Here is a 24,465-nt window from a genome sequence, read left to right as displayed (position 1 = left end):
GCTCCTTGTTCGAGGCGGTGAAGACCTGGGCCCAGGTCGGCTGCTCATCAGTGCCCGGCCACCACGCCGGGCAGACAGGGCGGCGCGGCCACCCTGTTTCGCATCGTTACTGCTCGAACTGCAGCGGCATAAGATCCTGGTACTCCTCTTCGCTCAGCGGCGCCGGGCCCAGCCCCAGCACCCACAACAAGGCAGCCTTGATGCCATCCTCATAGGTGTCATCGGGATAGCAGGTGCCTTCGGTCTCGCTGATCTGTTCACAGAGCTGCAGCTGCTCTTCGGCCTGTTCTACGTTGATATCCATCGCGCACGCCTCCCTTACAACTTCGCCAGATCCAGGCTCATCTGGACGTAACGTCCCTGGGCGTCACGCTCGTAGAGCCGCAGATATTGGCTGGTACCGGTCACCTGGATGGCGTCGGCGATCGCCTGCATGGCCTGCTCCCAGTCGGCGTCGTCGATGTTGAGCTGACGCAGAGAGAGCACCTGGTTGACGTCGATATGACCGGCCTTGGACACCCGAAAGGCGTGGTCCACCAGGGCACGGATCTCGGGGCTGGCGCCATCACTCCAGCGGGCGATGCACTGGTCGATCAGTACCTTGGCCGCCTGGATCCGTTCATCAAATTTGCGGTGCTCCCCCACGGCCCGGATCAGCTTGTAACGACCGTCGAAACTGAGCAGGTTCACATTGCCCTTGGTGCCACCCCAGGCCACCCCGTACCGCTCGGCAGAGAGGTCCACAAAGTCGGCGATCTGCTGCATGGCGCCGATCTTGAAAGCAGCCAGGCGTGAGCGCTCTTCCTTGGCAGCCGCGATGATGCCCATTACCACCTCATCGCGCAGCTTGTCAGCCGGGGCGATCAGGTTCTCCGGTACCCAGTGCCCCTGGGCGTTCTGCCGCATCGGGGTCGTGTCTTTGGTCTGTGCTTCTTGCATAAGGCTCTCCTTGATTTATCCCGTTGTTGTTCGGTGGTCGCTCACTGGCGCCAGTGCAGCAGGCAGCCACCAAAGCGAACCATGGCCACCTCGCTGACCACGCCAGCCAGGTACTCGCGCCCCCACACGGCCCGCCGGGTCATCTCCGGCGGCAAGGGACCGGTCACCATCAGCAGTGGGGTATCGCGCACCTGGCCGGTGCGCACTTTGCAACCGTTCGCCGTCAACCAGAGACGCAGCTGGTCGGCCGTGTTTTGCAGATTTCTGTTCATCCCGTTCTCCTTGTGATGTCTCACTGGGCCCACCGCACACCCCAAGCCCGCTGGTTTATTGGCCGTGTTTCTCAACCTTGTCGAGCAACCGGTTGTATTTGATGCCCAGGATCTTGAGCTCTTCGGCAAGCAGCTCTGCCAGAATGCGCAGGCTGTTGCTGGCGTTCTCACCATCGCTTTTTGCCTGGCGGCGCAATCTGGAGAGGGTGGCGTCAGCGTCATAACGAACGCTTCTGTCCCCACCTCTGCCGCCTTGTTCGACGGCGAGACGCATCGGCCGGCGCAGTTGCTGATCCTCACTGAGCTGGCTATGGGGGCAGCCGCTATGGCACGCCTTCCAGAGCTTGATATCCATCGGTCTGGTTCCGACCTCATCCGCCCGTCGGCGCTGATGGGCCAGGCACTGATGCACCGGGATCTCCCCCAGAATGGGGCAGGTCACCTTGTGGCCCATCAGGTTCCCCTCCACCAGCTTCTGTACCCGCGCCAGATCGCCCGGGTACTTCTGGTTGCAGACCTGGCTGATGGTGGTGCGGGACAGACCGAGCTTGTCGGCCACCACGGCCAACGAGCTGGCCGCCACCTCGGCTTGCAGAACCTCAAGCCACGTGTCCATGAGGGGCCTCCTTCACATCGAACTGGTAAAAACGCTGTTCGTTTTGATCCCAGCATCCCCCCTGTGTGGCCCTGACCATGGGGGCGAATCGCCCTGTATCCCTGACCAACTGGTAGCGATTCTGGTCACCCTTCACTTTGAAACGCTCAATCTTGTCCACCAGCCGGACATAACCAGCCCGGACCAGGAAGGTGGTGAAGGTACTCGCGCCGCTGTCATCTACCCCAGACGTGATCGCGAGGTCATTCAGGGTGAAAAAACGGCTGATTTTCATGGTGTTCCACATCTTTTGTTGAACCGTTTTACGCCGTATCCGCCGCTTCTTGCGGTGCTTGGTGCTGCGGTTTCCTGACCCGAATTGAGGTGTTAGCGCTGCATCCACAACCTGATAACGACTGCCCCGGAACGATATACGGCGACCAAATGGTTTCTGGTAGACACAGCGCAGATGGCCACTTGCCAACCAGCGCCGAACAACCAGATAGACATTCCCCAGCTTTAATGGGCTGGCTGCCGCTAACTCCAAAAGATCAAAGGATTCTTGCTGGCACATCCACTGCCAAGCCGTCTCTGCATTGGTGTTTACACTTTTCCCGACCACTGGTATCCCTCCCGTGCTTTGTTGTTATTTGCTGGAATCCAGTAGCTACCGGCTGCGGCGCACGTCATGCAGCAGTTCGCTGGCGTCCACGTCCTCCAGCCGGATAATCCGGGCATCGGAGGCCATGGCCATCTTCTCGATCTTGTCCAGGGCCGAGACGATGGTGCGCACCACCCCGTTGGAGCGTTTGCGGATGAGGTCCAGCAGGGCGTCGTCGATCTCCACGTCCACCTCCAGCATTTCGCTGGCAATCAGGGAGACGTCTTCCAGGTCCGCCGGCTTGAACTCGATCCACTGGGAGATGCGGTTGAACAGTTGCTTGCGCTGGCTGATGCGGCGGGCAATCTCCTCCATCCCTACCAGGATCAGCGGCTGTTCGGTGGCGTCGTAGATATCACGCAGGGTCTCCATGATGCGGGCATTGCCGACCACGTAGTCCGCCTCGTCCACGAAGATGGCCAGCTCCTCGGCTCGGACCGCCTCGACGATACTGTCCACCTGCCCCCGCAGGTTGTGGCGCTGGGGAATGCCGATCTCCTTGGCGATCTGCTCCAGCAGGCTGGTCACTGTGTCGGCCTTGTAGCAGCGCACGTAGATGCCGTTCACTTCGTCCTGGTTGAACAGCCACTCCACGGCCGTGGTCTTGCCGAAGCCGGATGGCCCGTGGATAAGGCCAATGCCCGGCACGATGCTGGAGCGGTTGAGCAGGTTGTCGAGCAGTTGCTCGGTCTTGATCATGTTTTTGACTTCGACGATCTTGTGTTTCATAGTGTTTTTGTCCTTATGAGGTTGTTTTACAGGGCCGCTCGTTAACCTTTTGCCTGGGTGTTGCGAGTGGCCCTGGTGCTTTCCAGATGGCGGTGGATCCGTTTCGCCATCAGCTTGTGGCTGTAGAGGTACTTGGTCAGCCATTCCTTCTCCCGCTCTGTCAGCGGTGCATCCAACTCCTTCTCGGCCAGATAGATGGCCTGCTCGTACTCGGTCTTGAGTGCCCTGGATTCTTGCCCGGCCGCCGCCTGGGCACGGGCCGCTTTCTCCTCGCGGTGGGCTTCTATCGCAGCCAGTTCGGCGGCGCTGAATTGCGCCGGTTCGCGGGGAGTGGTAACGCCTGAGAGTGCGGCCAGTGCCGGGTTATCGAGCCCGAGATCGCCGCGCTGGAACTGGGCCACATCACGGGCCTGGTCAACAAAGTGACGCACCACATCCTGATGCAGCTCGTTGACGCCGAAGGTCTTGGCGAGATTGCGCATTTCGCGGCGAAAGCTGGCCAGCGCCTTGGCATCGGCACGTTTGGCCGCACGGAAGGCATCCGGACTGACGCCATTGCCCAGCAAGTCGAGGTTCACCGCCTCGATCCGCTCGTTCCAGTCGCCAGTGCGGTACAAGATGGCCCGGCCCACGTCGCTCGGGTCGAGGAACACGCTGACCCGCTGGCTCTTCCAACTGTTCTCCAGCAGCTCCGGGGCGCTGTATCTGAGGCCGCCGGCCTTGATAAAACCCTTGGAGACCGTGGCCTCACCGATATGGTTGAGCAGCAGATCCAGCGCCGATTCATCGACGATGGCGCGGCGCTGGTAACGGGCGCTCTGGTATTTCTCGTTGGGGGTCATCCCGAGCGAGCTGTGTTTGCGGTTGTGATAGCGGGCATCCAGCCAGTCATCGAGCAGGGTCTGCAGCTCGGCCGCCGTCATGGCCAGCTCATAGAGCTCCTTCTCCGCATTCGGCTTGCGCTTCTCCTCCAGCCGCTCGGCAAAGCTCTTGCGAGCCTCGATCACTTGACGGTCAGCCACGCAGTGACCGACATAGCCAGGCAGCAGCTCGATCAGGCCGTGGGAGAGAGTGCGGAAGAAGCGTTCGATATGCGGCTTCTCCCATCCCGAGTAGGCGTTGGAGCGGCTGACATTCATGCCGAGCAGGGTGCAGATGGACATGACCCGCTGGCTCACGTAATCAGAGCCGTTGTCGGTACGCATCACCCCGTTGTCGTTGAGGGTGCCCCAGGCCAGCAGGGTCTTGCGCAGCAGCAGGCAGATCCCCTCGCTCGACGAGGTTTTGGCCACCAGCAACCGCACCCGACGGGTGAACACATCGATCACCGCGATGATGCTGTGACGACCGTCCACCAACATGGCATCGACGGGAGTGCTGTCGAACTCCCACACGTCGTTGGGCTGGCCCATCCAGGGGTACATTTCCTCGATGGCGGTGCGGTACTTGTTGTTGTAGGCGTCGGGGTTGGTGGCATAGGTAAAGGCCACCTTGTTCTCTGCCAGCCACTTGACCAGCCAGCGTCGCAGGGAGGACTGGCTCGGGATCTGCCAGCCAAGCTGGTTCATCTCGTTGTACTGGGTCGCCAGCTCATGCAATGCCCCCCACTTGTTGGCCAGATGCGGCTTGGCAATGATCAGTGCCGTGAGGAAGCGGGCCAGATCCGGGCTTTGCTCGACGCTGGATGGCCGCTCCCGCTGGTAGTTGCCAGCCAGCGCCGCCGGACCGGCATCCGCCAGGGTGCCTTGCCAGCGCCGCAGGGTGATCAGGCTGAACGGCTTCTGTTGCTCATAGACACTCGCTGGGAGTGACAGGCTGCGGGTACGGTATGCCTCGATAAAAGCGCGACGCCCCACCTCCCCTTGCTGGCAGGCTTGATAAGGTGCCAGGAAGAGATCGGCGGCCTGCAGGATCAACAACCGGGCATCTACCTTCTTGCGTGCAGCGGCCCCCAGGGTCAGCAATTTGCGTCCCGCATCCGGCTTCACTGGCACCTCGCGGGCAAGCAGCTTGGCCATCGCCTTGCCGCCGGCCGCATGATCGGTCACCGCTTGCCCCTGCTGGGCGACAGCCTGCTCCGCCAGGTAACGTCGGGTTTCTGCGGGTAATGAGCTGATGTGGTATTCAACGCCCTTGCCTTTCTCGCGCTTGCGACTTTGCCACTCTTCACGCTCCGCCTTTTTGCGCACACCATCGGGATAGGCTGGCATGCCAATCAATCCGGCCAACCCTTGGGCGGTGAACCAGGTACTCATTGGCTACCTCCCAGCAAGTCGATGCCCAGCGAGTCGGAAAGCTGCGCCATGATGGAACGACTTTCCCTGCGCTTGGGGCTGACGCCCATGGAGGGGGCATATTGTTTGATGCAGCGCTGCACTGCTCTGGGATGCAACCCTTTGGCGCGGGCCCAAGCAGCCTGGGAATATCCGCGTTTTATGAGCTCAGCCCTGATCCACTCTGGTGTTTTCCCTGACATACTCACCCCGTTTCGGTATCATCAAGTGTCGCGATGCGTATCTTTATCATTTATAAAAGAATGATTTTATGTCGCAATGCGTCACATATGAATGATTGATCACCCCAAAAAGATTGACAAGTCTTTTTGTGCGGAATTTTTTGTCTATCGACTCACCAGCAATAGCCACTAGCCGAGAATTCCTTGTATGTCAGAGCGTTATGAAGAAAAACCACAATCAGCACAAAAAGACGGTGAGGTATCTTTTCTGACGGTTGGAATGGATACTCTGAGTGACCGCCTGGACGAGCTACGTGGGAGTCTGAGCTACAAGGCATTTGCCGAATTGGTGGGGATGAGTGAGTCGGGGATGCGCAAATACTTCCCCCCGTTCAATTCGCTGCCCACCATCGACAAGGCGCTGCGCATTGCGCGAACGTGCAATGTGAATCTGGAGTGGCTGGCCACGGGTCAGGGCCCGAAACATCCCGATGGAGTTGCCGAGCAAGCGGTGCGTCGTGATGAGTTTGATGAGGAGTACGCGCTGATCGATGGCTACCATGTCACCGTCAGTACCGGCCATGGCGCGTTTAATGATGATCATGAGGTTAAACGCAAGCTGGCATTTCGCCGCAAGTGGCTTACGTTTCGCAAGTTGAGCCCGGATAACCTGGTGGTGGTCTTCGCCAAAGGCGACAGCATGGAACCCACCATTCACTCTGGCGACTCCATCCTGGTCGATATCAGCAAGAATCAGATCGAAGACGGATCCATCTTCGTGTTGCGGCTTGGAGAGGAACTCTATGCCAAGCGCTTGCAGAAGAACTTCGATGGCGGGATCACCATCATCAGCGATAACCGGGTTGATTATCCCCTGCAGGTCGTTCCCGCCAACCAGCTGGAAAGCCTGGCCGTGATCGGCAAGGTTGTCTGGGCAGGACACGATTTTTTTTAAACCCATCTAATCACTGTTAGACAGCGGTTTGAACATGGCGGCGTCACGCCAGAGTTAAAAGTCAGAGTTATCATTTTCAGCGCATCGCTCCCAAGAGCGATGCGCTTTTTATCATTTTGAGGCCACCAGAGCCAGGCACCTCCCGATCATCCTCCAAACCTTGTCAGCCTTGAGTTTGTCCCACGAGATCCCACTTGCTTTCGGCTGCTCCCGGTTTTCTCACTCTTGGTGACTGGTTACAACAGGCTGGGATCCGTCGCTTTATGCCGCCATGGCACACCCATTACGCAGGAGATCTCCCCGCCATGGACCAGAGAGAGGCAACGTGAGGACCGGAATGTCACACCCGGAACGAGGCCGTTGTCTGACCTTGCGCCATGTACTAGTGTGCAAGGAAGAGGATTCAAGGAGGAGTCTATGTCACGCATGCTGGTCATCTCTCTCGCCTGCCTGGGGCTTACCACCGTCCCCGTTGTCCAGGCGGCTGTCTATCAATGCGCCCGCGATGGGCAGATCACCTTCAGCGACATCCCCTGCAGCAGCGACGCCAAACCCATGGCACTCAATGTCTATACCCCCTCCCCCGAGGCGGTGGAGCAGGCGGCCAACCAGACCCGGGAGATAGAGCAGAGCCTGGCGAACGGCCAGAAACAACGCCAGGCCGAGGCGCTACGCACCGAGATCGAGGCCAAAAAGCAGAAGATGAACAACGAGATGACCCAGATCACGGAGAACAAGGCAAGATCCCGCAATGTCTCGGCAGAGATGCAATCGGTCACTACCCGATATCAGAAAGAGATTGAGTCCCTGAACCAGAAACTCTCCACCTTGCAGGCAAAATAAACACTCCCTGTTTCGGGACAGAAAATATACCGAAGCGGCAATGTCGTCACGGGTTCACACATGCCGCACATCCAGAACATCACACCCTTGGCCGTTTATTTCTCACACCAGAGAGTCAGATAGCGGCTATTTCCAGATCCCCGCCTCCACCTATTTCACTGTGCCCATATAAGACTCATTGAATCCCCATGTAGGCCACATGGCGCGCCACTGGGTTCATATGAAGGCGATATATAGAATAGTCAGTGCCAAAAGAGGCGCCTTCATGCCAATATTCCCTGGGGCCAGGGCGGCCCAGGAGATAAATAACCCTTGTACGAGACCCCACAATTAAAAAGCCATTTATCAACATTGAAAAATAAAAAGTTAATTTGAGTTCGATGACGACTCATCAGGACGCAATGCTATTGTTAATTTACTCAGATTTGGTCGTTATCCCATTCAAGGGTCTCATGGAGGAGCGCTGTCATGTTCTGGAATCAAAAAGCAAGCAAGGAAGCCAGTGAGCAAGCGGCAAGGGTGGTGGAACTGGGGGCATTTGAACAGGCTATCCAGTTGCAGGTCCCCTTCGTCCAGTTCACCCCGGCGGGAGTGGTCACCTTCGCCAACGCGCTGTTTCTCAAGATCGTGGGATTTGAACGTGACGAGGTGATTGGCAAGCATCACAGCACCCTCTGCTTCCCCGACGATGTCAATACCCGGGATTACGAGACCTTGTGGCAGGATCTGCGCCACGGCGTCTCCCGCAGCGGTCGCTTCATTCGCCAGTCGAAATCCGGCAAGGCCGTGTGGCTGGAGGCGACCTATTTCCCCATCGTGATCGCCGGCAAGGTGGTGCGGATCGCCAAGGTCGCCTCCGACGTGACCCAGCAGCAATCCACTCTGGAGCGCACCCAGGCCCTGCTGGCAGCCCTGGACAAGTCCCTGGCGGTCATCGATTTCCAACCCGATGGCACAGTCATCACCGCCAACCAGAATTTCCTCAACTGCTTTGGCTACCGGCTGGAAGAGGTGGTCGGCAAGCATCATCGTCTCTTCTGTGACACCGAGTTCTACCAGAACAACCCCCATTTCTGGCAGGATCTCGGCTCGGGTGACATCAAGTCAGGGCTTTTCATGCGTCTGGGTCACCGGGGGGAGAAGATATGGCTGGAGGCCACCTACAACCCCATCTTCAACCACGAGGGCAAGGTGGTCAAAATCATCAAGCTGGCGAGCGACATCACCGAGCGGGTGGAGAAATCCATCTCCACCCGGGAAGCGGCCCAGAAGGCGTGTGCCATCGCCAGCGAAACCGTCGCGAGCGCCGCCAGGGGGCGGGAGGTCATCGACAGGGTGCTCGACACCTCCTCTCACATCAACACCTCGGTCAATGCGGTCAGCAAGCAGATAGAGCAGCTCAACCAGCAATCCAGGAGCATCGAATCCATCATCTCCACCATCAGCGGCATCGCGGATCAGACCAACCTGCTGGCCCTCAACGCGGCCATCGAGGCGGCCCGCGCCGGGGAACAGGGACGGGGATTCGCGGTCGTGGCCGACGAGGTGAGGCAACTGGCGGCGCGCACTTCCAGCTCCACCAGCGAGATCGTCACCGTCATCAAGCACAACTCGGAGATCACCTCCCAGATCACCCAGACCGTCTCCGTCGTCTCCGACAAGGCGGTGGCAGGTCAGGAGCAGGCCACCATCATCGCCGACGTCATCAAGGAGATCATCGAGGACGCCAACTCGGTGTCGGACACCGTCAAGAGCCTCTCCATCTGAGCGACAGCTGCCAATGACAACGGGGGGCCCAGGCCCCCCGTTGTCATTGCTGTCCGCCCACCCGAAACCCGCTCAGCCATCCCCCAGGAGATAGTGTCTGGCTTCCTCGTCCGCCAGCGCGAGGGCGATGTCCCATAGCGCGGCGATGCAGAGCCCCTCCTCCCCCACAGCTTCCTCTTCCAGCGCCTCCAGGGCTCTGGCATCGGCCAGGGTAAAGGGGGGATGGCTCAACAGGCTTTTGGCCGCGGCCAGCAAGTGCATGTCGCTCATCGGTCGGCTCCTTCTTAGACAGCGTGTTTCCCTGTCCAGACTGTAGCCCAATGGCAGCGACTCATCCCCCGGTGGCGACTGCCTGCGCACGCTTCCTGCCGGACGGCAGCTGGCCCACCCCGATGCCGGCCAGCACGGCGGCACAGGCCACCCATTGCAGGGCCGTGAGCGTCTCTCCCAGCAGCAGATAGGCGAGCAGCAGGGTAAAGACCGGGATGAGGTTCACATAGGCAGCCGCCAGGGTCACTTTCACCTGGGTCACCGACCAGTTGTAGAGCAGGTAGGCACCAAGTGTCACGAAGGCGCCGAGGAAGAGGATGACCCCCATGTCCTGCCAGGCCCAGCTCGCGGGCCAGGGCGCACTGAAGGCAAAGGGCGCGAAGAAGAGCGTGCCGACGAAGGCCTGCAACGCTGTCAGTGTCATCACGCCGTAGCGGCTGGAGAGCTTCTTGAATACCACGGAATAGGTGGCGGCGCAGAGCATGGCGCCCATCTCCAGGCTATTGCCGAGCAGGGCGTTGGGGGCGAACTCGTCGGCGCCCTCCCCCAACCCCAGCAGGGCGATGCCAACGATGGCGATGGCAAAGCCCAGCAGCTGGCGGCGACTCACCCGCTCTCCAAGCAGCACGAAGGCCACCAGAGCCACCATCAGGGGAAGCAGGGCACAGACCATACCGGCCTGGCCGGCACTGGTGTAACGCAGGGCGTTGACTTCAAGAAGAAAGTAGAGGCAGGGCTCAAGCGCCCCCATCAGGGCCAACCAGCGCCAATCCCCCTTCTGGTAAGTGACGCGGCCAAGCTGGCGGTAGCAGAGCAGCCAGCAACAGGACGCCACCCCCATCCGCATGAAGAGCACTTGACCGAAGGACCAGATTTCCAGCACATGTTTGAGGGCGATGAAGGAGCTGGACCAGAGCAGCATGGCCAGGGTCAGCGTCAGGACGGGTAAAGGGCGCACAATGCCTCCATGAATTGGGCATTCGAATAATAACCATACGGCCTTGCGGTTGTCTAAAGGCACCTAACATCAGATAATACGGCCGCCTTCATACCGGATAACCCATCTTCAATGACTGAGTACCTGCTTTTACTGGTCGGCACCGTGCTGATCAACAACTTCGTGCTGGTGAAGTTCCTCGGCCTTTGCCCCTTCATGGGTGTCTCCGGCAAGCTGGAAACCGCCATCGGCATGGGTCTGGCCACCACCTTCGTCATGACGCTGGCCAGCGCCTGCTCCTATCTGATGGAGCACTATATCCTGATCCCGCTGGAGATCGCCTACCTGCGCACCCTGGGCTTCATTCTGGTGATCGCCGTGGTGGTCCAGTTCACCGAGATGGTGATCCGCAAGAGCAGCCCGACCCTCTATCGCCTGCTCGGCATCTTCCTGCCGCTCATCACCACCAACTGTGCCGTGCTCGGCGTGGCGCTGCTCAGCATCAACGAGCGCCACAACTTCATCCAGAGCATCATCTACGGCTTCGGGGCCGCCGTCGGCTTCTCCCTGGTGCTGATCCTTTTTGCCGCCATGCGTGAGCGGCTGGTGGCCGCCGACGTGCCGGCACCGTTTCGTGGCGTCTCCATCGCCATGGTCACCGCTGGCCTGATGTCGCTGGCCTTCATGGGCTTTACCGGCCTCATCAAGATATAACGCTATGATTCACATACTCTTTGCCATTCTGGTGCTGGCCCTGCTTGCCCTGGCCTTCGGCATTATTCTCGGCTTTGCCGCCGTCAAGTTTCATGTGCAGGCCGATCCCATCGTCGATCAGCTCGATGCCCTGTTGCCCCAGACCCAGTGCGGCCAGTGCGGTTACCCGGGCTGCAAACCCTACGCCGAAGCCCTGGCCAATGGCGACAAGATCAACAAGTGCGTGCCCGGTGGCGACGCCACCATGCGCAAGATTGCCGACCTGATGGGGGTCGAGCCCCAATCTCTGGACGGCGGTGAAGACGCGGCAATCCCCGTCAAGAAGGTGGCCTTCATTCACGAAGACATGTGCATCGGTTGCACCAAGTGCATCCAGGCCTGTCCGGTCGACGCCATCCTGGGTGCCACCAAGGCGATGCACACCGTCATCGCAGCCGAGTGCACCGGGTGCGACCTCTGCGTCGACCCCTGCCCGACCGACTGTATCGAAATGATCCCGGTGCCGACCACGGTCGACAACTGGAAATGGGATCTGGCCAAGGTCGCCATTCCGGTCAAGATAGTGGAATAAACAGCGGAGTAACCATGCAGCATCTGCTCGAACGCATCAAAGCCGGCACTCTGTGGGATTTTCACGGCGGCATCCATCCCCCCGAGAACAAGCACCAGTCCAGCCTGACCCCCGTCGTTGACGCGGGCCTTCCCCCCCAGCTCATCATTCCGGTGCGCCAGCACGCGGGTCCGGCCGGCGAACTGCTGGTGCGGGTGGGGGACAAGGTCAAGAAGGGGCAACCCCTCACCCGTTTTGACAAGGGGCGCATCGTGCCGGTGCACGCTTCCACCTCGGGCACCATCACCGCCATCGAACAGCACACGGTGGCGCACCCCTCCGGTCTTGACGATCTCTGCATCCTCCTCACCCCGGACGGAGACGATGCCTGGGGCGAGCGCACACCCCAGCCTGACTACTGGAACCTGGAGCGGGGGGAGTTGCTCGAGCGCATCCAGCAGGCCGGCATCGCCGGGCTCGGCGGCGCTGTCTTCCCGACCCACAGCAAGCTCGACGGCCGTGGCCAGCTCACCGAGATCCTCATCGTCAACGGGCTGGAGTGCGAACCCTACATCACCACGGATGACAGGTTGATGCAGGAGTACGCCGACGAGATCATGGACGGCATCCGGGTACTCAAGCACCTGCTCAAGCCCAAGCTCACCCTGATCGGGGTGGAAGACAACAAACCGGCGGCCATCGAGGCCCTGACCCGCCATGCCAGCGACGCCGACGTGCTGGTCAAGTCGGTACCGACCAAGTACCCCTCCGGCGGCGCCAAACAGACCATAGAGCTGCTCACCGGACGCCAGGTGCCCAAAGGAGGCCGGGCGGTGGACATGGGCATCATGGTGCTCAACGTCGCCACCGTCTTTGCCATCAAGCGCGCCATCATCGATGGGGAGCCGCTCATCGAGCGCATCGTCACCCTCACCGGCGACGCCTTCAAGAAACCCGGCAATGCCTGGGTGCGTCTGGGCACGCCGGTACGCTGGCTGCTCCAGCGTTTCGAGCTGCAACCGGAGGCGGATCAGCGGGTCATCATGGGGGGCCCCATGATGGGCTTCACCCTGCCCCACGCCATGGTCCCTGTGGTCAAGGCCACCAACTGCCTGCTCTCCCCCACCCGCGCCGAGCTGCCGCCCCCCGGCCCGGAACAGGCCTGCATCCGTTGCAGTGCCTGCGCCGATGCCTGCCCCGCCACCCTGCTGCCCCAGGAGCTTTACTGGTACAGCCGCGTCAAGGAGTATGACAAGGCCGAGAAGCTCAACCTCTTTGACTGTATCGAGTGCGGCGCCTGTGCCTGGGTCTGCCCGAGCGAAATCCCCCTGGTGCAGTACTACAAGATCGCCAAGGATGACATCCGCGAGGCCCGTGCCGAGGCCGAGAAGGCCGAACGTGCCAAGCAGCGCTTCGAGGCCAAGCAGGCTCGCTTCGAGCGTGAGAAGGCGGCCCGCGAAGCCCGCCACGCCGAAGCCGCAGCCCAGCGTCGCCAGGCCATGACGACGGCCGGGGGCGAAGATCCGGTCGCCGCCGCCCTGGCCCGCATCAAGGCCAAACAGGAGACGGCCCAGGTGGCCGTGAGCGAACCCGCACCGGACAACGAGGCCATGATTGCCGCCCGTGAGGCGCGCAAGCAGGAGGCCATCGCCCGTCGTGCCGCCAAGGCCGCCAATGGCGAGGGCAATGAACTGACTGACACCCCGGCACCAGGGGAGCAACCTCCCAAGGCAGAGCTGGATCCCAAGAAGGCCGCCATCGCCGCTGCCCTGGCACGGGCCAAGGCCAAGAAAGCCGCCCAGGCGCAAGGTGACGGGCCGGTGGTCGCAGGTGAGACATCTGTGAACACAACCGAACACGCCATTGAGGCCCCGGCCGCCGCATCCGAGCCCGCCGCCGAGGTGGACCCCAAGAAGGCGGCCATTGCCGCCGCCATCGCCCGGGCCAAGGCCAAGAAGGCTGCTCAGGCGCAAGGTGATGGGCCTGTGGTCGCGGGTGAGACATCCGTGAACACAACCGAACACGCCGTTGAGGCCCCGGCTGCCGCATCCGGGCCCGCCGCCGAGGTGGACCCCAAGAAGGCGGCCATTGCCGCCGCCATCGCCCGGGCCAAGGCCAAGAAAGCCGCCCAGGCGCAAGGTGATGGGCCGGTGGTCGCGGGTGAGACATCCGTGAACACAACCGAACACGCCGTTGAGGCCCCGGCCGCCGCATCCGAGCCCGCCGCCGAAGTGGACCCCAAGAAGGCGGCCATTGCCGCCGCCATCGCCCGGGCCAAGGCCAAGAAAGCCGCCCAGGCGCAAGGTGACGGGCCGGTGGTCGCAGGTGAGACATCCGTGAACACAACCGATAACGCCATTGAGACCCCGGCTGCCGCATCCGAGCCCGCCGCCGAGGTGGATCCCAAGAAGGCGGCCATTGCCGCCGCCATCGCCCGGGCCAAGGCCAAGAAAGCCGCCCAGGCGCAAGGTGACGGGCCTGTGGTCGCGGGTGAGACATCCGTGAACACAAGCGATACCTCCACCGCCGAGGCCCCTGCCGCCGCATCCAGGCCCGCCGCCGAGGTGGACCCCAAGAAAGCGGCCATCGCCGCCGCCATCGCCCGGGCCAAAGCCAAGAAGCTGGCGGCCGAGGCTGCCTCCTCCCCTTCGACCGACAAGAGCCACTGATCCATGTTCAATATCGCGAGTGCGCCCTTTGCCCACAACCGCAAACAGACCCAGACCCTGATGGTGCTGGTGATCCTGGCCTGCCTGCCCGGCTTCCTAGCGCAGACCTGGTTCTTCGGCTGGGGGACCCTGATCCAGATCCTGCTGGCGCTGGTCACGGCCCTGGGTTCGGAGGCCCTGGTCCTTCGCCTGCGCGGCCGCCCCGTCAAACCGGCCCTGCTGGATGGCAGCGCGGCGCTCACCGCCGTGCTCATCGGTCTCTCCCTGCCCCCCCTGCTGCCCTGGTGGATGCTGGTGCTGGGCACGGCGTTCGCCATCATCATCGCCAAGCATCTCTATGGCGGGCTCGGTCAGAACCTGTTCAATCCTGCCATGGTGGCCTATGTGCTGCTGCTGGTCTCCTTCCCGGTCCAGATGACCAGCTGGCTGCCCCCTTCCAGCATCGCCGCCTACGACATCGGCTTCGCCGATGCGGCCTCGGTGATCTTCACCGGCTTCAGCCTCGACGGCTACAGCATGCTGCAGCTCAAGCAGGGGGTGGATGGCCTGACCATGGCCACGCCGCTGGATACCTTAAAGACCGGGCTGACCCAGGGGCTGACCGCCACCGAAGTGATGACCCACAAGGTCTTCGAGGGCTGGGGTGGCATCGGCTGGAGCTGGGTCAACCTCGGCTACCTGCTGGGAGGCCTCTTCCTGCTCCAGCAGAAAGTGATCAACTGGCGCATTCCGACTGCCGTGCTGGGCGCATTGCTGCTCGCTGCCACCCTGGGCTATCTGGCCACCCCGGATGCCACCGCCACCCCCATGCTGCACCTGTTCAGCGGTGCCACCATGCTCGGGGCCTTCTTCATCGCCACCGATCCGGTGAGTGCCAGCACCACCGCAAAGGGGCGCCTCGTCTACGGTGTGCTCATCGGCGTGCTGGTCTATGTCATCCGCCGTTTTGGCGGCTATCCGGATGCCTTCGCCTTCGCCGTGTTGCTGGCCAACCTGTGCGTTCCCCTGATTGACAGTCTGACCCGCCCCAAGGTCTATGGAGCCCGTCGCAAATGAACCCACATCTGAATTGCCGCAGACGCGAGACAGGGAGCCTCCCATGTTGAAAAGCATGCGCAAGAATGGCCTGACCCTGGCCCTCTTTGCCCTCGGCTGCACCGCCATGGTGGTGCTGACCAACGAACTGACCCGGGATCGCATCGCCCACCAGCAAGAGCTGGAGAAGCTGCGCACCCTGCAGGCCCTGCTGCCCGAGGGGAGTTATGACAACGATCTGGTGGCCAGCTGCAAGCTGGTCAGCAGCCGGGAATACCTGGGCAGCAATGAGCCCATGCCCCTCTATACCGCCACCCTCAAGGGGGTGCACACCGGCTACGCGCTGGAAACCGTGGCCCCCGATGGTTACAGTGGAGCCATTCGCATGGTGGTCGGCACCGATGCAAAAGGGGCCGTCAGTGCGGTCAGGGTGCTGGCCCACAAGGAAACCCCGGGACTTGGTGACAAGATAGAGCTGAAGAAATCCAGCTGGATCGACAGCTTCACCGGCAAGTCCCTCACGGCCGACAACGACGCCACCTGGGCGGTGAAGAAGGATGGCGGCGAATTCGACGCCTTCACCGGGGCCACCATCACCCCGCGGGCCGTGGTCAAGGCGGTGAAAAATTTGCTGAGGCTGCAACAGGAGCACCCCGAACTGCTGCACGATGCCCCCTCCTGCCATACCAACCCCTAACGCCGGAGCACACGCAATGGAACAAGTCGACGTGATTGACACGGCCAGCCAACCCGCCGGGGAAAGTGGCCGCCGCGAAGAGCTCAAGGAGCTGATGCTGCAGGGACTGTGGAAGAACAACCCCTCCCTGGTGCAGGTGCTGGGACTCTGCCCCACCCTGGCGGTCTCCTCCACCTTTACCAATGCGTTGGGGCTCGGCCTTGCCACCATGGTGGTACTGGTCTGCTCCAACCTCGCCGTCTCCCTGGTGCGCAACTGGGTGCCCAAGGATATCCGCATCCCGGTCTACGTGATGATCATCGCGGCCCTGGTGACCAGCGTGCAGCTGTTGATGAACGCCTACACCTACGGCCTCTATCAGGCGCTCGGCATCTTCATCGCTCTCATCGTCACCAACTGCGTCATCATCGGCCGCGCCGAAGCCTATGCCTCCAAGAACCCGCCCCTGCTTGCCGCTCTCGACGGCTTCATGATGGGGCTGGGCTTTACCCTGGTGCTGCTGGTACTGGGGGGCCTTCGCGAGATCATCGGCATGGGCACCCTGTTTGACGGTGCCGAGCTGCTGCTGGGTGACTGGGCCAAGTCATTGCGCGTCGAGCTGTTCCACGCCGACGCCAGCCTGCTGCTGGCGATCCTGCCCCCCGGCGGCTTCATCGGCCTCGGTTTGATGATCGCCGGCAAAAACGCCATCAACGACTGGATGGGCCGCAAGCAGAGTGCCGAGAAGGCCCACTGCACCGTGCCGGCGGTGGGCGCCCGCACTACCCAGCTCTGAGACAAGAGAGAGCCATGAACAACCAGAAACGCAGGCTGATCCTGGAGCGGTTGCGCGATGACAACCCCCATCCCACCACAGAGCTCAACTTCACCACGCCCTTCGAGCTGCTCATCGCCGTGCTGCTCTCGGCCCAGGCCACCGACGTGAGCGTCAACAAGGCCACCGACAAGCTCTATCCGGTGGCCAACACCCCCCAGGCCATGCTGGAACTGGGGGTGGACGGGGTCAAGGAGTACATCAAGACCATTGGCCTCTTCAACACCAAGGCCGAGAACGTCATCAAGACCTGCGCCATTCTGCTGGAGCGCCACGGCGGCGAGGTACCGGAGAATCGCGAGGCCCTCGAGGCCCTGCCCGGCGTCGGCCGCAAGACGGCCAACGTGGTGCTCAACACCGCCTTCGGCTGGCCCACCATCGCCGTCGACACCCATATCTTCCGGGTCTCCAACCGCACCGGCTTTGCCGTGGGCAAGAACGTCGATCAGGTGGAGGAGAAGCTGCTCAAGGTGGTCCCCGCCGAGTTCAAGCTGGACGTGCATCACTGGCTCATCCTGCACGGGCGCTACACCTGTCTCGCCCGCAAGCCCCGCTGCGGCTCCTGCATCATCGAAGATTTGTGCGAATACAAAGAGAAGGTCTATCCCGAGAGTTGATCTGCAGGCCTCTGCGGATCCGGTCTCGGGCCATGGATTCAAGGCAGTACCAATCCACCAACCCGGAGAATTGAGCAATGAGAATTCTGCATACCATGTTGCGCGTCGGCGATCTGCAACGTTCCATCGACTTCTACACCCGAGTGCTGGGCATGACACTGCTGCGCAAGAGCGAGAACAGCGAATACAAGTACACCCTGGCCTTCGTCGGCTACGGCGACGAGAAGGATGAAGCCGTCATCGAGCTCACCTACAACTGGGGGGTGAGCGAGTACGATCTCGGTTCCGCCTATGGCCACATCGCCCTGGAAGCGGACGACATCTATGCCACCTGCGAGGCACTGCGCGCCGCCGGCGCCAAGATCACCCGCGAGCCGGGCCCGGTGAAGGGCGGCACCACCGTCATCGCCTTCGTGGAAGACCCGGACGGTTACAAGATTGAGCTGATTGCCAAGAAAGACGCCGGTAACGGCCTGGGCGCCTGAGCCCACGCCGCCTGGCGGTGAGAAAAACAACGGGGCCCAGGGCCCCGTTTTTATTGGCTGCAACCACCGTCAGGCCAGGCGGAAGCGCCCCATGCTCTGGCGCAGACCCGCCGCCAGCTGGCTCAGCTCCAGACAGGCTTTGGCGGTGTGATCCGCGCCGGTCGCGACCTCGTTGGAGGAGTCGTTGATGCGCGCCACGTTGCGGCCCAGTTCATCGGAGACCGCATCCTGCTCGCCACAGGCACTGGCAATCTGGATCGCCATGTCGGCTATCTGGGCCACCGCCTCTTCAATCTGACGAATGCCCACGCTGGTGCGTTCGCTCTGGCTCACGCACTGGCGGATCATCTCGCAACTCTGGCCGGTCACCGACTTCGCCCGGTTGGCACGAGCCTGCAGGGTCTCGATGATGGCGACGATTTCGCCGGTGGAGGCCTGGGTACGCCCCGCCAGGGTGCGCACCTCGTCGGCCACCACCGCAAAGCCGCGCCCCTGCTCACCGGCACGGGCCGCCTCGATGGCGGCATTGAGTGCCAGCAGGTTGGTCTGGTCGGCAATGCCGCGAATGACATCCACCACCAGGTTGATCTGGGCGGACTCTTTCTCCAGTTCACTCACCAGGTTACCCGCCTGCTCCATCTCACCGGCCACCCGGGTGATGGCATCCAGGGCCCCCTGCACATCCTGACTGCCGCGACGAGCCAGGGCATTGGCGGAGCTTGCCGACTCCGAGGCCACCTCGGTGTTGCCCGCCACATCCGCTACCGTCGCCTTCATCTGGGCCATGGCGGTGGCAACCTGGGCTATCTCCTGCTGCTGGCTCTGGATCCCCTGGGATGATTGCTCGGAGACCGCGCTCACCTCCTCGATGGCGGCCCCCAGCTGGGTCACGGCGGCGGCCACCTCCTCGATGAGCCCACGCAGGTTGTCCTGCATCTTGAGGGAGGCGCTGGCCAGCATCCCCAGTTCGTCCTGCCCGATGTGCTGGCGATCCAGCCGATGGGTCAGATCCCCCAGGGCGATGGCATTGGCCTGGGCCACCACGGCTTGCAGGGGCAGACAGATCTGGCGGGTGAGGAACCAGGTCATGACCCCCATGAAGATCAGCAGGGTCGCGATGCTCACCACGGCAAAGGTCATCACCATGGTGACGCTGCCAAGCAGGCTGCCACGGTTCTCTTCCACAAAGCCAAGATTCACCTTCACCAGGGCACGCACCGCCAGCTCCAGCTCGGTGTAGAGCCCGTTCGAGCGAAACAGCGCCTCCCTGGCCTCATCCCTGCTGCCCTGGAACAACAGGGCATCCACCTGGTTGACGGCCCCCAGATATTGCAGCCACTGCTGCTTGACGCGGTTGAAGGCCTGGCGTTCATGCTCGGCCCCCACGGTTGCCTCGTAGGCATCCATGACCTGCTGCACCTTGCCCAGGCTCTCCTGGATGCGGGCGCGGCGAACCTGCCTGTCGACGGCATCTTCCACCATCAGCAGGGCAAACTGGGCACGGCGCACATAGGAGACGTCATAGAGCAGGTTGTCCACCGAGAGCACGCTTGGCAGGGTGGAGTCGGTGAAGTTCAATACCCGATCCCGAATGTCCCGCAGTTCGGTGGCGAGAAACAGGCCGAAGACGGCGTTGATGACGGCAATGACCGCAAAGACGGCGGCAATCTTCTTGCCGATGGAGAGATGCTTGTAAGACATGTTGGCTGGTGATCCTCGACTGCAGATGTGCAGTGACACAATGATCACATCCGTGTAAGCGGTGACCCGAGACTCCTGACGGGAAATGACGATGGGAGCGAAGAGAGGGGATCCCTTGCTTCCCGCTCGCCCCACGCCGGGCCTTGTGCCCGCCACGAGGCTGCCAGCACAGGAGCGACCAGCTCGACGCAAAACTTGAGCCGATTGCCACAATCGGTCCGCCGTCATGGACAAAGCAGGGGCCAGGTTATGTAATGACCGCTCGTCTCTCCCCATTCCTGTCTTCAGAGGCCCCATGGACAACGTATCGACCCTCTCCCCTTCCTGGTCTGTCCAACTGCGCGAGCAGATAGCAGATCGCCCCCTCATCGCCCTGGGGCTGCTGCTCGCCCTGGTCGCCGTGCTGCTGCTCCTGGTGCAGAGTCTCGTCATGCTGGCAGCAGGAGAGATCACGGCCGGGGTACGCTATGGCCTCATTGGCGGCGCTGCGGGTTTTGCCGCCACGGCGCTGGGCGCCCTGCCTGCCCTGTTCCTGCGCGCCGTTCCCCAACGGGTGGAAGATGCCATGCTGGGGTTCGCCGCCGGCATGATGCTGGCGGCGAGCGCCTTCTCCCTGCTGCTGCCGGGGCTCGAGGCCGCCGAGGGGATCACGGGTGACGGCTTCCTCGCCGCCGCCGTGGTGGTGGCCGGTATGACCCTCGGGGTGCTGCTGATGCTGGGACTGGATCAATTCACCCCTCACGAACACGACAAGACCGGCCCCTGTGGTCCCGGCCATGAGAGCTGCTCACGGGTCTGGCTGTTCGTCTTCGCCATCGCCCTGCACAACCTGCCCGAAGGCATGGCCATCGGGGTCAGCTTCTCCCAGGGGGACATGACGGTGGGACTGCCCCTCACGACCGCCATTGCCCTGCAGGACATTCCCGAAGGACTGGCTGTAGCGCTGGCCATGTGCGCAGCCGGTTTTCGCCCGCCGGTGGCCGTGCTGGTCGCCATCGGCAGCGGCCTGCTGGAACCGCTCGGCGCCCTGCTCGGGGTCGGACTCGCCAGCGGCATGGCCATCGCCTACCCCATCGGCCTCGGGCTCGCGGCTGGTGCCATGCTGTTTGTGGTCTCCCACGAGGTGATCCCGGAAACCCATCGTAACGGCCACCAGACCCACGCCACCCTGGGTCTCATGGCAGGCTTCGCCCTGATGATGACCCTCGACACCGCGCTCGGCTGATCACCCCCCTCAAGCCCCGTACGCCCGGTGACGACAGCGCGAACCCCTTGAAATAAGAGGGGGAAATCGCCTAATGTTGAGCCCCCGGCGCCCTTTGACTGGTTGATGTACGGCGCCTGAATCCCATCGGAAGCCTGCCCGGATGACCCTCAGGATAATCCTGCTGCTGTGTCTGCTTGTCCTCACCGCCAGGGCCATTGGCGCCACCGAGGTCTTTCATACGGCCGCGCAGCAGGCGTCGTCCCCCAAGTACGTGACGCTCCCCGACGGGCATGTCGGCGGGATCTGCGTCGATCTCTTCCGGCTCATGGAAGCAAGGGAGCCAGCCCTTCGCATTGAGGGAGATCAGCGCTTCCTGCCGCTGCGACGGCTGGAAAAGAAGGTGCAGCACGGCCAGCTGGACTTCATCTGCGGCGTGGGGGAGAGCCCGGCCAGGCGGGATCACTTCATCGTCCTGACTCCCGCCATCTTCACGGTGCGCTACCACCTGGCGGTGCGCCGTGACGATCCCGTCGAGATACGCAGCTGGCAGGATGTCAGGGCCCTCGGCCAGGCGGGCATCATCCTCATCAACCATGGCAGCGGCGCCATCGCCCGGCTCCAGGATATCGGCGGTCTCATCATCGACAGCGGCGGGATCAGCAACCAGGCCAACTACGAGAAGTTGTTGATGAAGCGCGGCCGTTTCGTCTACTACCGCTCCCCGGGGTTTGAGTCCGACTTGCGCGAACAGGGGCTGGCCGACAAGATCCGCATCCTCCCCACCGTGATGGAAGAGACTCCCTTCTACATCCTGTTCCATCGCCACAGTGCCCCCGAGCGCCTGACCCTGTTCGCCAACACCCTGCAACGGCTCGCAGACAGTGGTGAACTGGCCGCCCTGGCCAGACGCTACCCCTGACCCCCCATCCGCGCCATCGCAATGCTCGGCGCCACCGCCAAGTTTTGCTATCATCCACGCCAACTTTTTCGGCCCAGCGGCCATCGAGACGAGGTAGATGATGAAAGTAGGTATTATCGGCGCCATGGAGCAGGAAGTGGCCCTGCTGCGCAGCCAGCTGAGCGAGCCCACCACCCTGCAACTGGGCGGCTGCGAGTTCTATCAGGGCAAGCTGGCCGGTAAAGAGGTGATCCTGACCCGCTCCGGCATCGGCAAGGTCGCCGCCAGCGTCGCCACCAGCCTGCTGCTGGAGAAGTTCGCTCCCGATTGCGTCATCAACACCGGTTCCGCCGGCGGCTTCGCCCAGGATCTGCACATCGGTGACGTGGTCATCGCGAGCGAGATGCGCTTCCACGACGTGGACGTGACCGCCTTCGGTTACGAAATGGGCCAGATGGCCCAGCAGCCCGCCGCCTTCCCCTGCGACGAAAAACTCATCGCCCTGGCACAGGCCTGCATTGCCGAGCAAGGCAAGCACCAGACCAAGGTCGGGCTCATCTGCACCGGCGATCAGTTCATGTGCAAGCCGGACGCCATCGCGAAAGCCCGTGCCGACTTCCCGCAGATGCTGGCGGTGGAGATGGAAGGTGCCGCCATCGGCCAGGTGTGCCACATGTTCAAGGTGCCCTATCTGGTGGTACGGGCCATGTCGGACATCGCCGGCAAGGAGCAGGTGGAATCCTTCGATGCCTTCATCGAGGTGGCGGGTCAACACTCCGCCGAAGTGATCATCGCGCTGCTCGGCAAGCTGTGATCGACGCCCCCTCCTGGGATGCTCTGATGACCGCCCTCGCCTCCACGACGGCGGGCATCATGGTGGGGGCCGCCCTGCTGGAGGCCCTGCTGCCCTGGCCCGCACGCTTTCGACCCGGCGCAGCCGTGCCTCTGCTCACCCGCCTCGGCCAGAAGGTCTATCGCCCCGACGGCACGGCACGCCAGCAGAGCCAGGCCGGGCTCCTTGCCCTGCTGGTGGTCTGGGTGCCCTGCGCTGCCGGTCTCTGGGCGGTGCGCAATCTCTCCCTGTCCGAGCCCTTGTTCGACCTCCTGTTCCTGCTGCTGATGCTCGAATCCCGCCCCTTGCGGGAACTCGCCCGGGGGAGCCGCGCCCTGGCGACCCAGGAGACGCTGGTCGTGGCGAGGCTGCAGGTCGCCCCCTGGCTCAAGCGGGAGACCGGCAAGCTCTCGGTGATGGGGTTGAACAAGGCGGTGAGCGAGACCTGTGTACTGCGCCTCGTCGGTCAGTGGGGCGCCCCCCTGCTGGGCTTCGCCCTGGCCGGGGTACAGGGTGCCCTGCTGGTGCGACTCGCCCAGTTGACCCATCTGGCGTGGAACCCCAAGCAAAGCGCGTTCGTCCACTTCGGCCGCCCGGCTGCGGCGCTCTATCAGGGTTTCTGCGCCCCCGCCATCCTGTTGCTGGCGCTCCCCCTGTGCCTGACCCAGGTGCGCGGGCTGGGCAACAGAGTGCGACCTGCGCTGCATTGGCCCCATCCCGCCATGGGGGTCCTGCTCGCGCTGCTGGCCCGGGCCACGGGCAGCCGACTCGGCGGCCCCCGCTACTATCAGGGTCAGCTAGTGCGCTTTCCGGTATTTGATGAAGGGAGCGAACCCGATGCCAACCTGCCCCTGCGCCTGCTGCAGCGTCTGCAACTGACCGGCTGGGGCTGGCTCGGGCTCTCGCTGCTCCTGACATTGATGGCGCTCAATCATGGCTGATCGCGTTTCCCTTCGTGCCCTGGGCCTGTTTGTCTGCCTGCTGGGCACCTCACTGTGCGCCATGGCCACCCCGCCGCAGCGCATAGTGAGCCTCACTCCCCATCTGACGGAACTGCTGTTCGATATCGGCGCCGGGGATCGCGTGGTCGCCACCGACGATGCCTCCGATTACCCCGCCGAGGTGACCAACCTCCCCCGGGTGGCCAACTATCGCAGCATCAACCTCGAGGCGCTGCTGGCCCAGAAGCCGGATCTGGTAGTGGCCTGGCGCTCCGCCCAGGCCCGCATGCTGGGCCCGGTCGAGCGCCTCGGCATCCCCGTCTTCTACTCGGAGCCCACCGACTTTGCCTCCCTGGCTACCGAGATGCGCAGCCTGGGGCATCTGCTCGGGCTCACGCCCAGAGCCGACGAGCAAGCCCGCGCCTATCTGACCCGGCTCGACGCCCTGGCGGCGCGCTACGGCGAGCCCAAGCCCCTGTCTGTCTTCTATCAGCTCTGGTACCCGCCGCTCACCAGCGTCAATAATTCGACCTGGCCGGGGCAGGCCATCACCCTCTGCGGCGGACGCAACATCATGGCGACGACGGGAGCAGCCTACCCCCAGGTCGGGCTGGAGCAGGTGATCAAGGCCAATCCCGGGCTTATCCTGGCTGGCGGCCGGGATCCTTCCGTGCTGGATCACTGGCGGCAGTGGCCCATGCTGGACGCCGTCAAACACCAGCGGCTCGCCCTTATCAACGCCGATGAACTGCACCGTTTCACCCCCCGCGCCCTCAACGCGGTGGAGCAGATATGCGAGGCGATCGCCGGGACTAGCGCGCCAACTCCTTGATACCGCCTTCGTCACGGCGATGCTCTCTCCCATATCGCTGGTTATGGCAT

At 62.6% G+C, this 24,465-nt stretch carries 26 protein-coding genes and 1 other RNA gene; 16 read left to right on the top strand and 11 right to left on the bottom strand.

Annotated features, from left to right (window positions below; genetic code table 11):
* Positions 1-34: 34 nt before the first annotated feature.
* The 8 genes from I6L32_RS14730 to I6L32_RS14695 all read right to left on the bottom strand — a co-directional run bounded on the left by I6L32_RS14730 (position 35) and on the right by I6L32_RS14695 (position 5,451).
* Positions 35-104: hammerhead ribozyme type II (locus I6L32_RS14730), an RNA gene on the bottom strand.
* Positions 105-106: 2 nt separating this feature from the next.
* Positions 107-304 carry a hypothetical protein gene (locus tag I6L32_RS14725; RefSeq protein ID WP_042074589.1) on the bottom strand — a complete coding sequence of 66 codons (198 nt, stop codon included), beginning with the start codon at positions 302-304 and terminating at the stop codon, positions 107-109.
* A 14-nt stretch (positions 305-318) separates the two neighbouring features.
* Positions 319-939, bottom strand: coding sequence for a DUF3164 family protein (locus tag I6L32_RS14720; protein ID WP_069652691.1), 621 nt, complete (start codon positions 937-939; stop codon positions 319-321).
* A gap of 41 nt (positions 940-980) precedes the next feature.
* The gene (locus tag I6L32_RS14715; RefSeq protein ID WP_109421874.1) at positions 981-1,211 is read right to left on the bottom strand and encodes a hypothetical protein; all 231 of its coding nucleotides are present in this window, start codon (positions 1,209-1,211) and stop codon (positions 981-983) included.
* 55 nt (positions 1,212-1,266) lie between these two features.
* Entirely contained in the window at positions 1,267-1,827 is a 561-nt protein-coding gene (locus tag I6L32_RS14710) for a transcriptional regulator (RefSeq protein WP_216944064.1), read from the bottom strand.
* Entirely contained in the window at positions 1,811-2,428 is a 618-nt protein-coding gene (locus tag I6L32_RS14705; protein ID WP_128296939.1) for a hypothetical protein, read from the bottom strand. The genes I6L32_RS14710 and I6L32_RS14705 overlap by 17 nt, the downstream gene beginning before the upstream one ends.
* 45 nt (positions 2,429-2,473) lie before the next feature.
* Positions 2,474-3,196 carry an AAA family ATPase gene (locus I6L32_RS14700; RefSeq protein WP_042008341.1) on the bottom strand — a complete coding sequence of 241 codons (723 nt, stop codon included), beginning with the start codon at positions 3,194-3,196 and terminating at the stop codon, positions 2,474-2,476.
* Between the two features lie 41 nt (positions 3,197-3,237).
* Positions 3,238-5,451 (bottom strand): DNA-binding protein, encoded by a 2,214-nt coding sequence (locus I6L32_RS14695; protein WP_216944063.1) that lies wholly within the window; start codon positions 5,449-5,451, stop codon positions 3,238-3,240.
* 408 nt (positions 5,452-5,859) lie between these two features.
* Here I6L32_RS14695 and I6L32_RS14690 point away from each other — a divergent pair, with 408 nt between their 5' ends.
* The 3 genes from I6L32_RS14690 to I6L32_RS23540 all read left to right on the top strand — a co-directional run bounded on the left by I6L32_RS14690 (position 5,860) and on the right by I6L32_RS23540 (position 9,216).
* Positions 5,860-6,606, top strand: a complete 747-nt coding sequence (locus I6L32_RS14690; RefSeq protein WP_180898599.1) for a helix-turn-helix transcriptional regulator — start codon at positions 5,860-5,862, stop codon at positions 6,604-6,606.
* 417 nt (positions 6,607-7,023) lie between these two features.
* The gene (locus I6L32_RS14685) at positions 7,024-7,449 is read left to right on the top strand and encodes a DUF4124 domain-containing protein (RefSeq protein WP_216944062.1); all 426 of its coding nucleotides are present in this window, start codon (positions 7,024-7,026) and stop codon (positions 7,447-7,449) included.
* Positions 7,450-7,917: 468 nt separating this feature from the next.
* Positions 7,918-9,216 (top strand): PAS domain-containing methyl-accepting chemotaxis protein, encoded by a 1,299-nt coding sequence (locus I6L32_RS23540; RefSeq protein WP_216944061.1) that lies wholly within the window; start codon positions 7,918-7,920, stop codon positions 9,214-9,216.
* Positions 9,217-9,288: 72 nt separating this feature from the next.
* Here the strand turns inward: I6L32_RS23540 and I6L32_RS14675 are convergent, their stop codons facing one another.
* Together I6L32_RS14675 and I6L32_RS14670 are read right to left on the bottom strand one after the other, a co-directional pair.
* Positions 9,289-9,486 (bottom strand): hypothetical protein, encoded by a 198-nt coding sequence (locus I6L32_RS14675; RefSeq protein ID WP_039038678.1) that lies wholly within the window; start codon positions 9,484-9,486, stop codon positions 9,289-9,291.
* Positions 9,487-9,547: 61 nt separating this feature from the next.
* Positions 9,548-10,444 (bottom strand): DMT family transporter, encoded by an 897-nt coding sequence (locus I6L32_RS14670; RefSeq protein ID WP_128272883.1) that lies wholly within the window; start codon positions 10,442-10,444, stop codon positions 9,548-9,550.
* Between the two features lie 111 nt (positions 10,445-10,555).
* Between I6L32_RS14670 and rsxA the strand changes: the two genes are divergently transcribed.
* From rsxA to gloA, 8 genes are all read left to right on the top strand, one after another.
* Positions 10,556-11,137 (top strand): electron transport complex subunit RsxA, encoded by a 582-nt coding sequence (gene rsxA / locus I6L32_RS14665; protein WP_039038677.1) that lies wholly within the window; start codon positions 10,556-10,558, stop codon positions 11,135-11,137.
* 4 nt (positions 11,138-11,141) lie between these two features.
* A complete protein-coding gene (gene rsxB, locus I6L32_RS14660; RefSeq protein ID WP_042017194.1) occupies positions 11,142-11,708 on the top strand; it encodes an electron transport complex subunit RsxB in 567 nt (188 codons plus the stop codon).
* A 14-nt stretch (positions 11,709-11,722) separates the two neighbouring features.
* Positions 11,723-14,356 carry an electron transport complex subunit RsxC gene (gene rsxC, locus I6L32_RS14655; RefSeq protein ID WP_216944060.1) on the top strand — a complete coding sequence of 878 codons (2,634 nt, stop codon included), beginning with the start codon at positions 11,723-11,725 and terminating at the stop codon, positions 14,354-14,356.
* A gap of 3 nt (positions 14,357-14,359) precedes the next feature.
* Positions 14,360-15,412: an electron transport complex subunit RsxD gene (rsxD, locus tag I6L32_RS14650; protein ID WP_010674314.1), complete on the top strand. Its 1,053-nt coding sequence runs from the start codon at positions 14,360-14,362 to the stop codon at positions 15,410-15,412.
* Positions 15,413-15,455: 43 nt separating this feature from the next.
* The gene (gene rsxG / locus I6L32_RS14645) at positions 15,456-16,088 is read left to right on the top strand and encodes an electron transport complex subunit RsxG (RefSeq protein WP_042015982.1); all 633 of its coding nucleotides are present in this window, start codon (positions 15,456-15,458) and stop codon (positions 16,086-16,088) included.
* Between the two features lie 16 nt (positions 16,089-16,104).
* A complete protein-coding gene (locus I6L32_RS14640) occupies positions 16,105-16,863 on the top strand; it encodes an electron transport complex subunit E (protein WP_216944059.1) in 759 nt (252 codons plus the stop codon).
* A 14-nt stretch (positions 16,864-16,877) separates the two neighbouring features.
* Positions 16,878-17,519: an endonuclease III gene (gene nth, locus I6L32_RS14635; protein WP_042863644.1), complete on the top strand. Its 642-nt coding sequence runs from the start codon at positions 16,878-16,880 to the stop codon at positions 17,517-17,519.
* A 77-nt stretch (positions 17,520-17,596) separates the two neighbouring features.
* Positions 17,597-18,004 carry a lactoylglutathione lyase gene (gene gloA / locus I6L32_RS14630; protein ID WP_216944058.1) on the top strand — a complete coding sequence of 136 codons (408 nt, stop codon included), beginning with the start codon at positions 17,597-17,599 and terminating at the stop codon, positions 18,002-18,004.
* A gap of 69 nt (positions 18,005-18,073) precedes the next feature.
* On the opposite strand, the gene I6L32_RS14625 is transcribed toward gloA, so the two are convergent.
* Positions 18,074-19,705, bottom strand: a complete 1,632-nt coding sequence (locus tag I6L32_RS14625; RefSeq protein ID WP_042863643.1) for a methyl-accepting chemotaxis protein — start codon at positions 19,703-19,705, stop codon at positions 18,074-18,076.
* Between the two features lie 295 nt (positions 19,706-20,000).
* Between I6L32_RS14625 and I6L32_RS14620 the strand changes: the two genes are divergently transcribed.
* From I6L32_RS14620 to I6L32_RS14600, 5 genes are all read left to right on the top strand, one after another.
* A complete protein-coding gene (locus tag I6L32_RS14620) occupies positions 20,001-20,930 on the top strand; it encodes a ZIP family metal transporter (protein WP_041212823.1) in 930 nt (309 codons plus the stop codon).
* A gap of 142 nt (positions 20,931-21,072) precedes the next feature.
* The gene (locus I6L32_RS14615; protein ID WP_010674307.1) at positions 21,073-21,831 is read left to right on the top strand and encodes an ABC transporter substrate-binding protein; all 759 of its coding nucleotides are present in this window, start codon (positions 21,073-21,075) and stop codon (positions 21,829-21,831) included.
* A gap of 100 nt (positions 21,832-21,931) precedes the next feature.
* The gene (gene mtnN, locus I6L32_RS14610; protein ID WP_010674306.1) at positions 21,932-22,624 is read left to right on the top strand and encodes a 5'-methylthioadenosine/S-adenosylhomocysteine nucleosidase; all 693 of its coding nucleotides are present in this window, start codon (positions 21,932-21,934) and stop codon (positions 22,622-22,624) included.
* Positions 22,625-22,650: 26 nt separating this feature from the next.
* On the top strand, positions 22,651-23,583 hold the full coding sequence (locus I6L32_RS14605) for a cobalamin biosynthesis protein (RefSeq protein WP_216944057.1): 933 nt from the start codon (positions 22,651-22,653) through the stop codon (positions 23,581-23,583).
* A gap of 61 nt (positions 23,584-23,644) precedes the next feature.
* A complete protein-coding gene (locus I6L32_RS14600; RefSeq protein WP_254203903.1) occupies positions 23,645-24,415 on the top strand; it encodes a cobalamin-binding protein in 771 nt (256 codons plus the stop codon).
* The last annotated feature ends 50 nt before the right edge of the window (positions 24,416-24,465 follow it).

The organism is Aeromonas sp. FDAARGOS 1402, from assembly GCF_019046925.1.
GTDB classification, from domain to species: domain Bacteria; phylum Pseudomonadota; class Gammaproteobacteria; order Enterobacterales; family Aeromonadaceae; genus Aeromonas; species Aeromonas caviae.
This window is presented reverse-complemented; position numbering and strand designations above follow the sequence as displayed.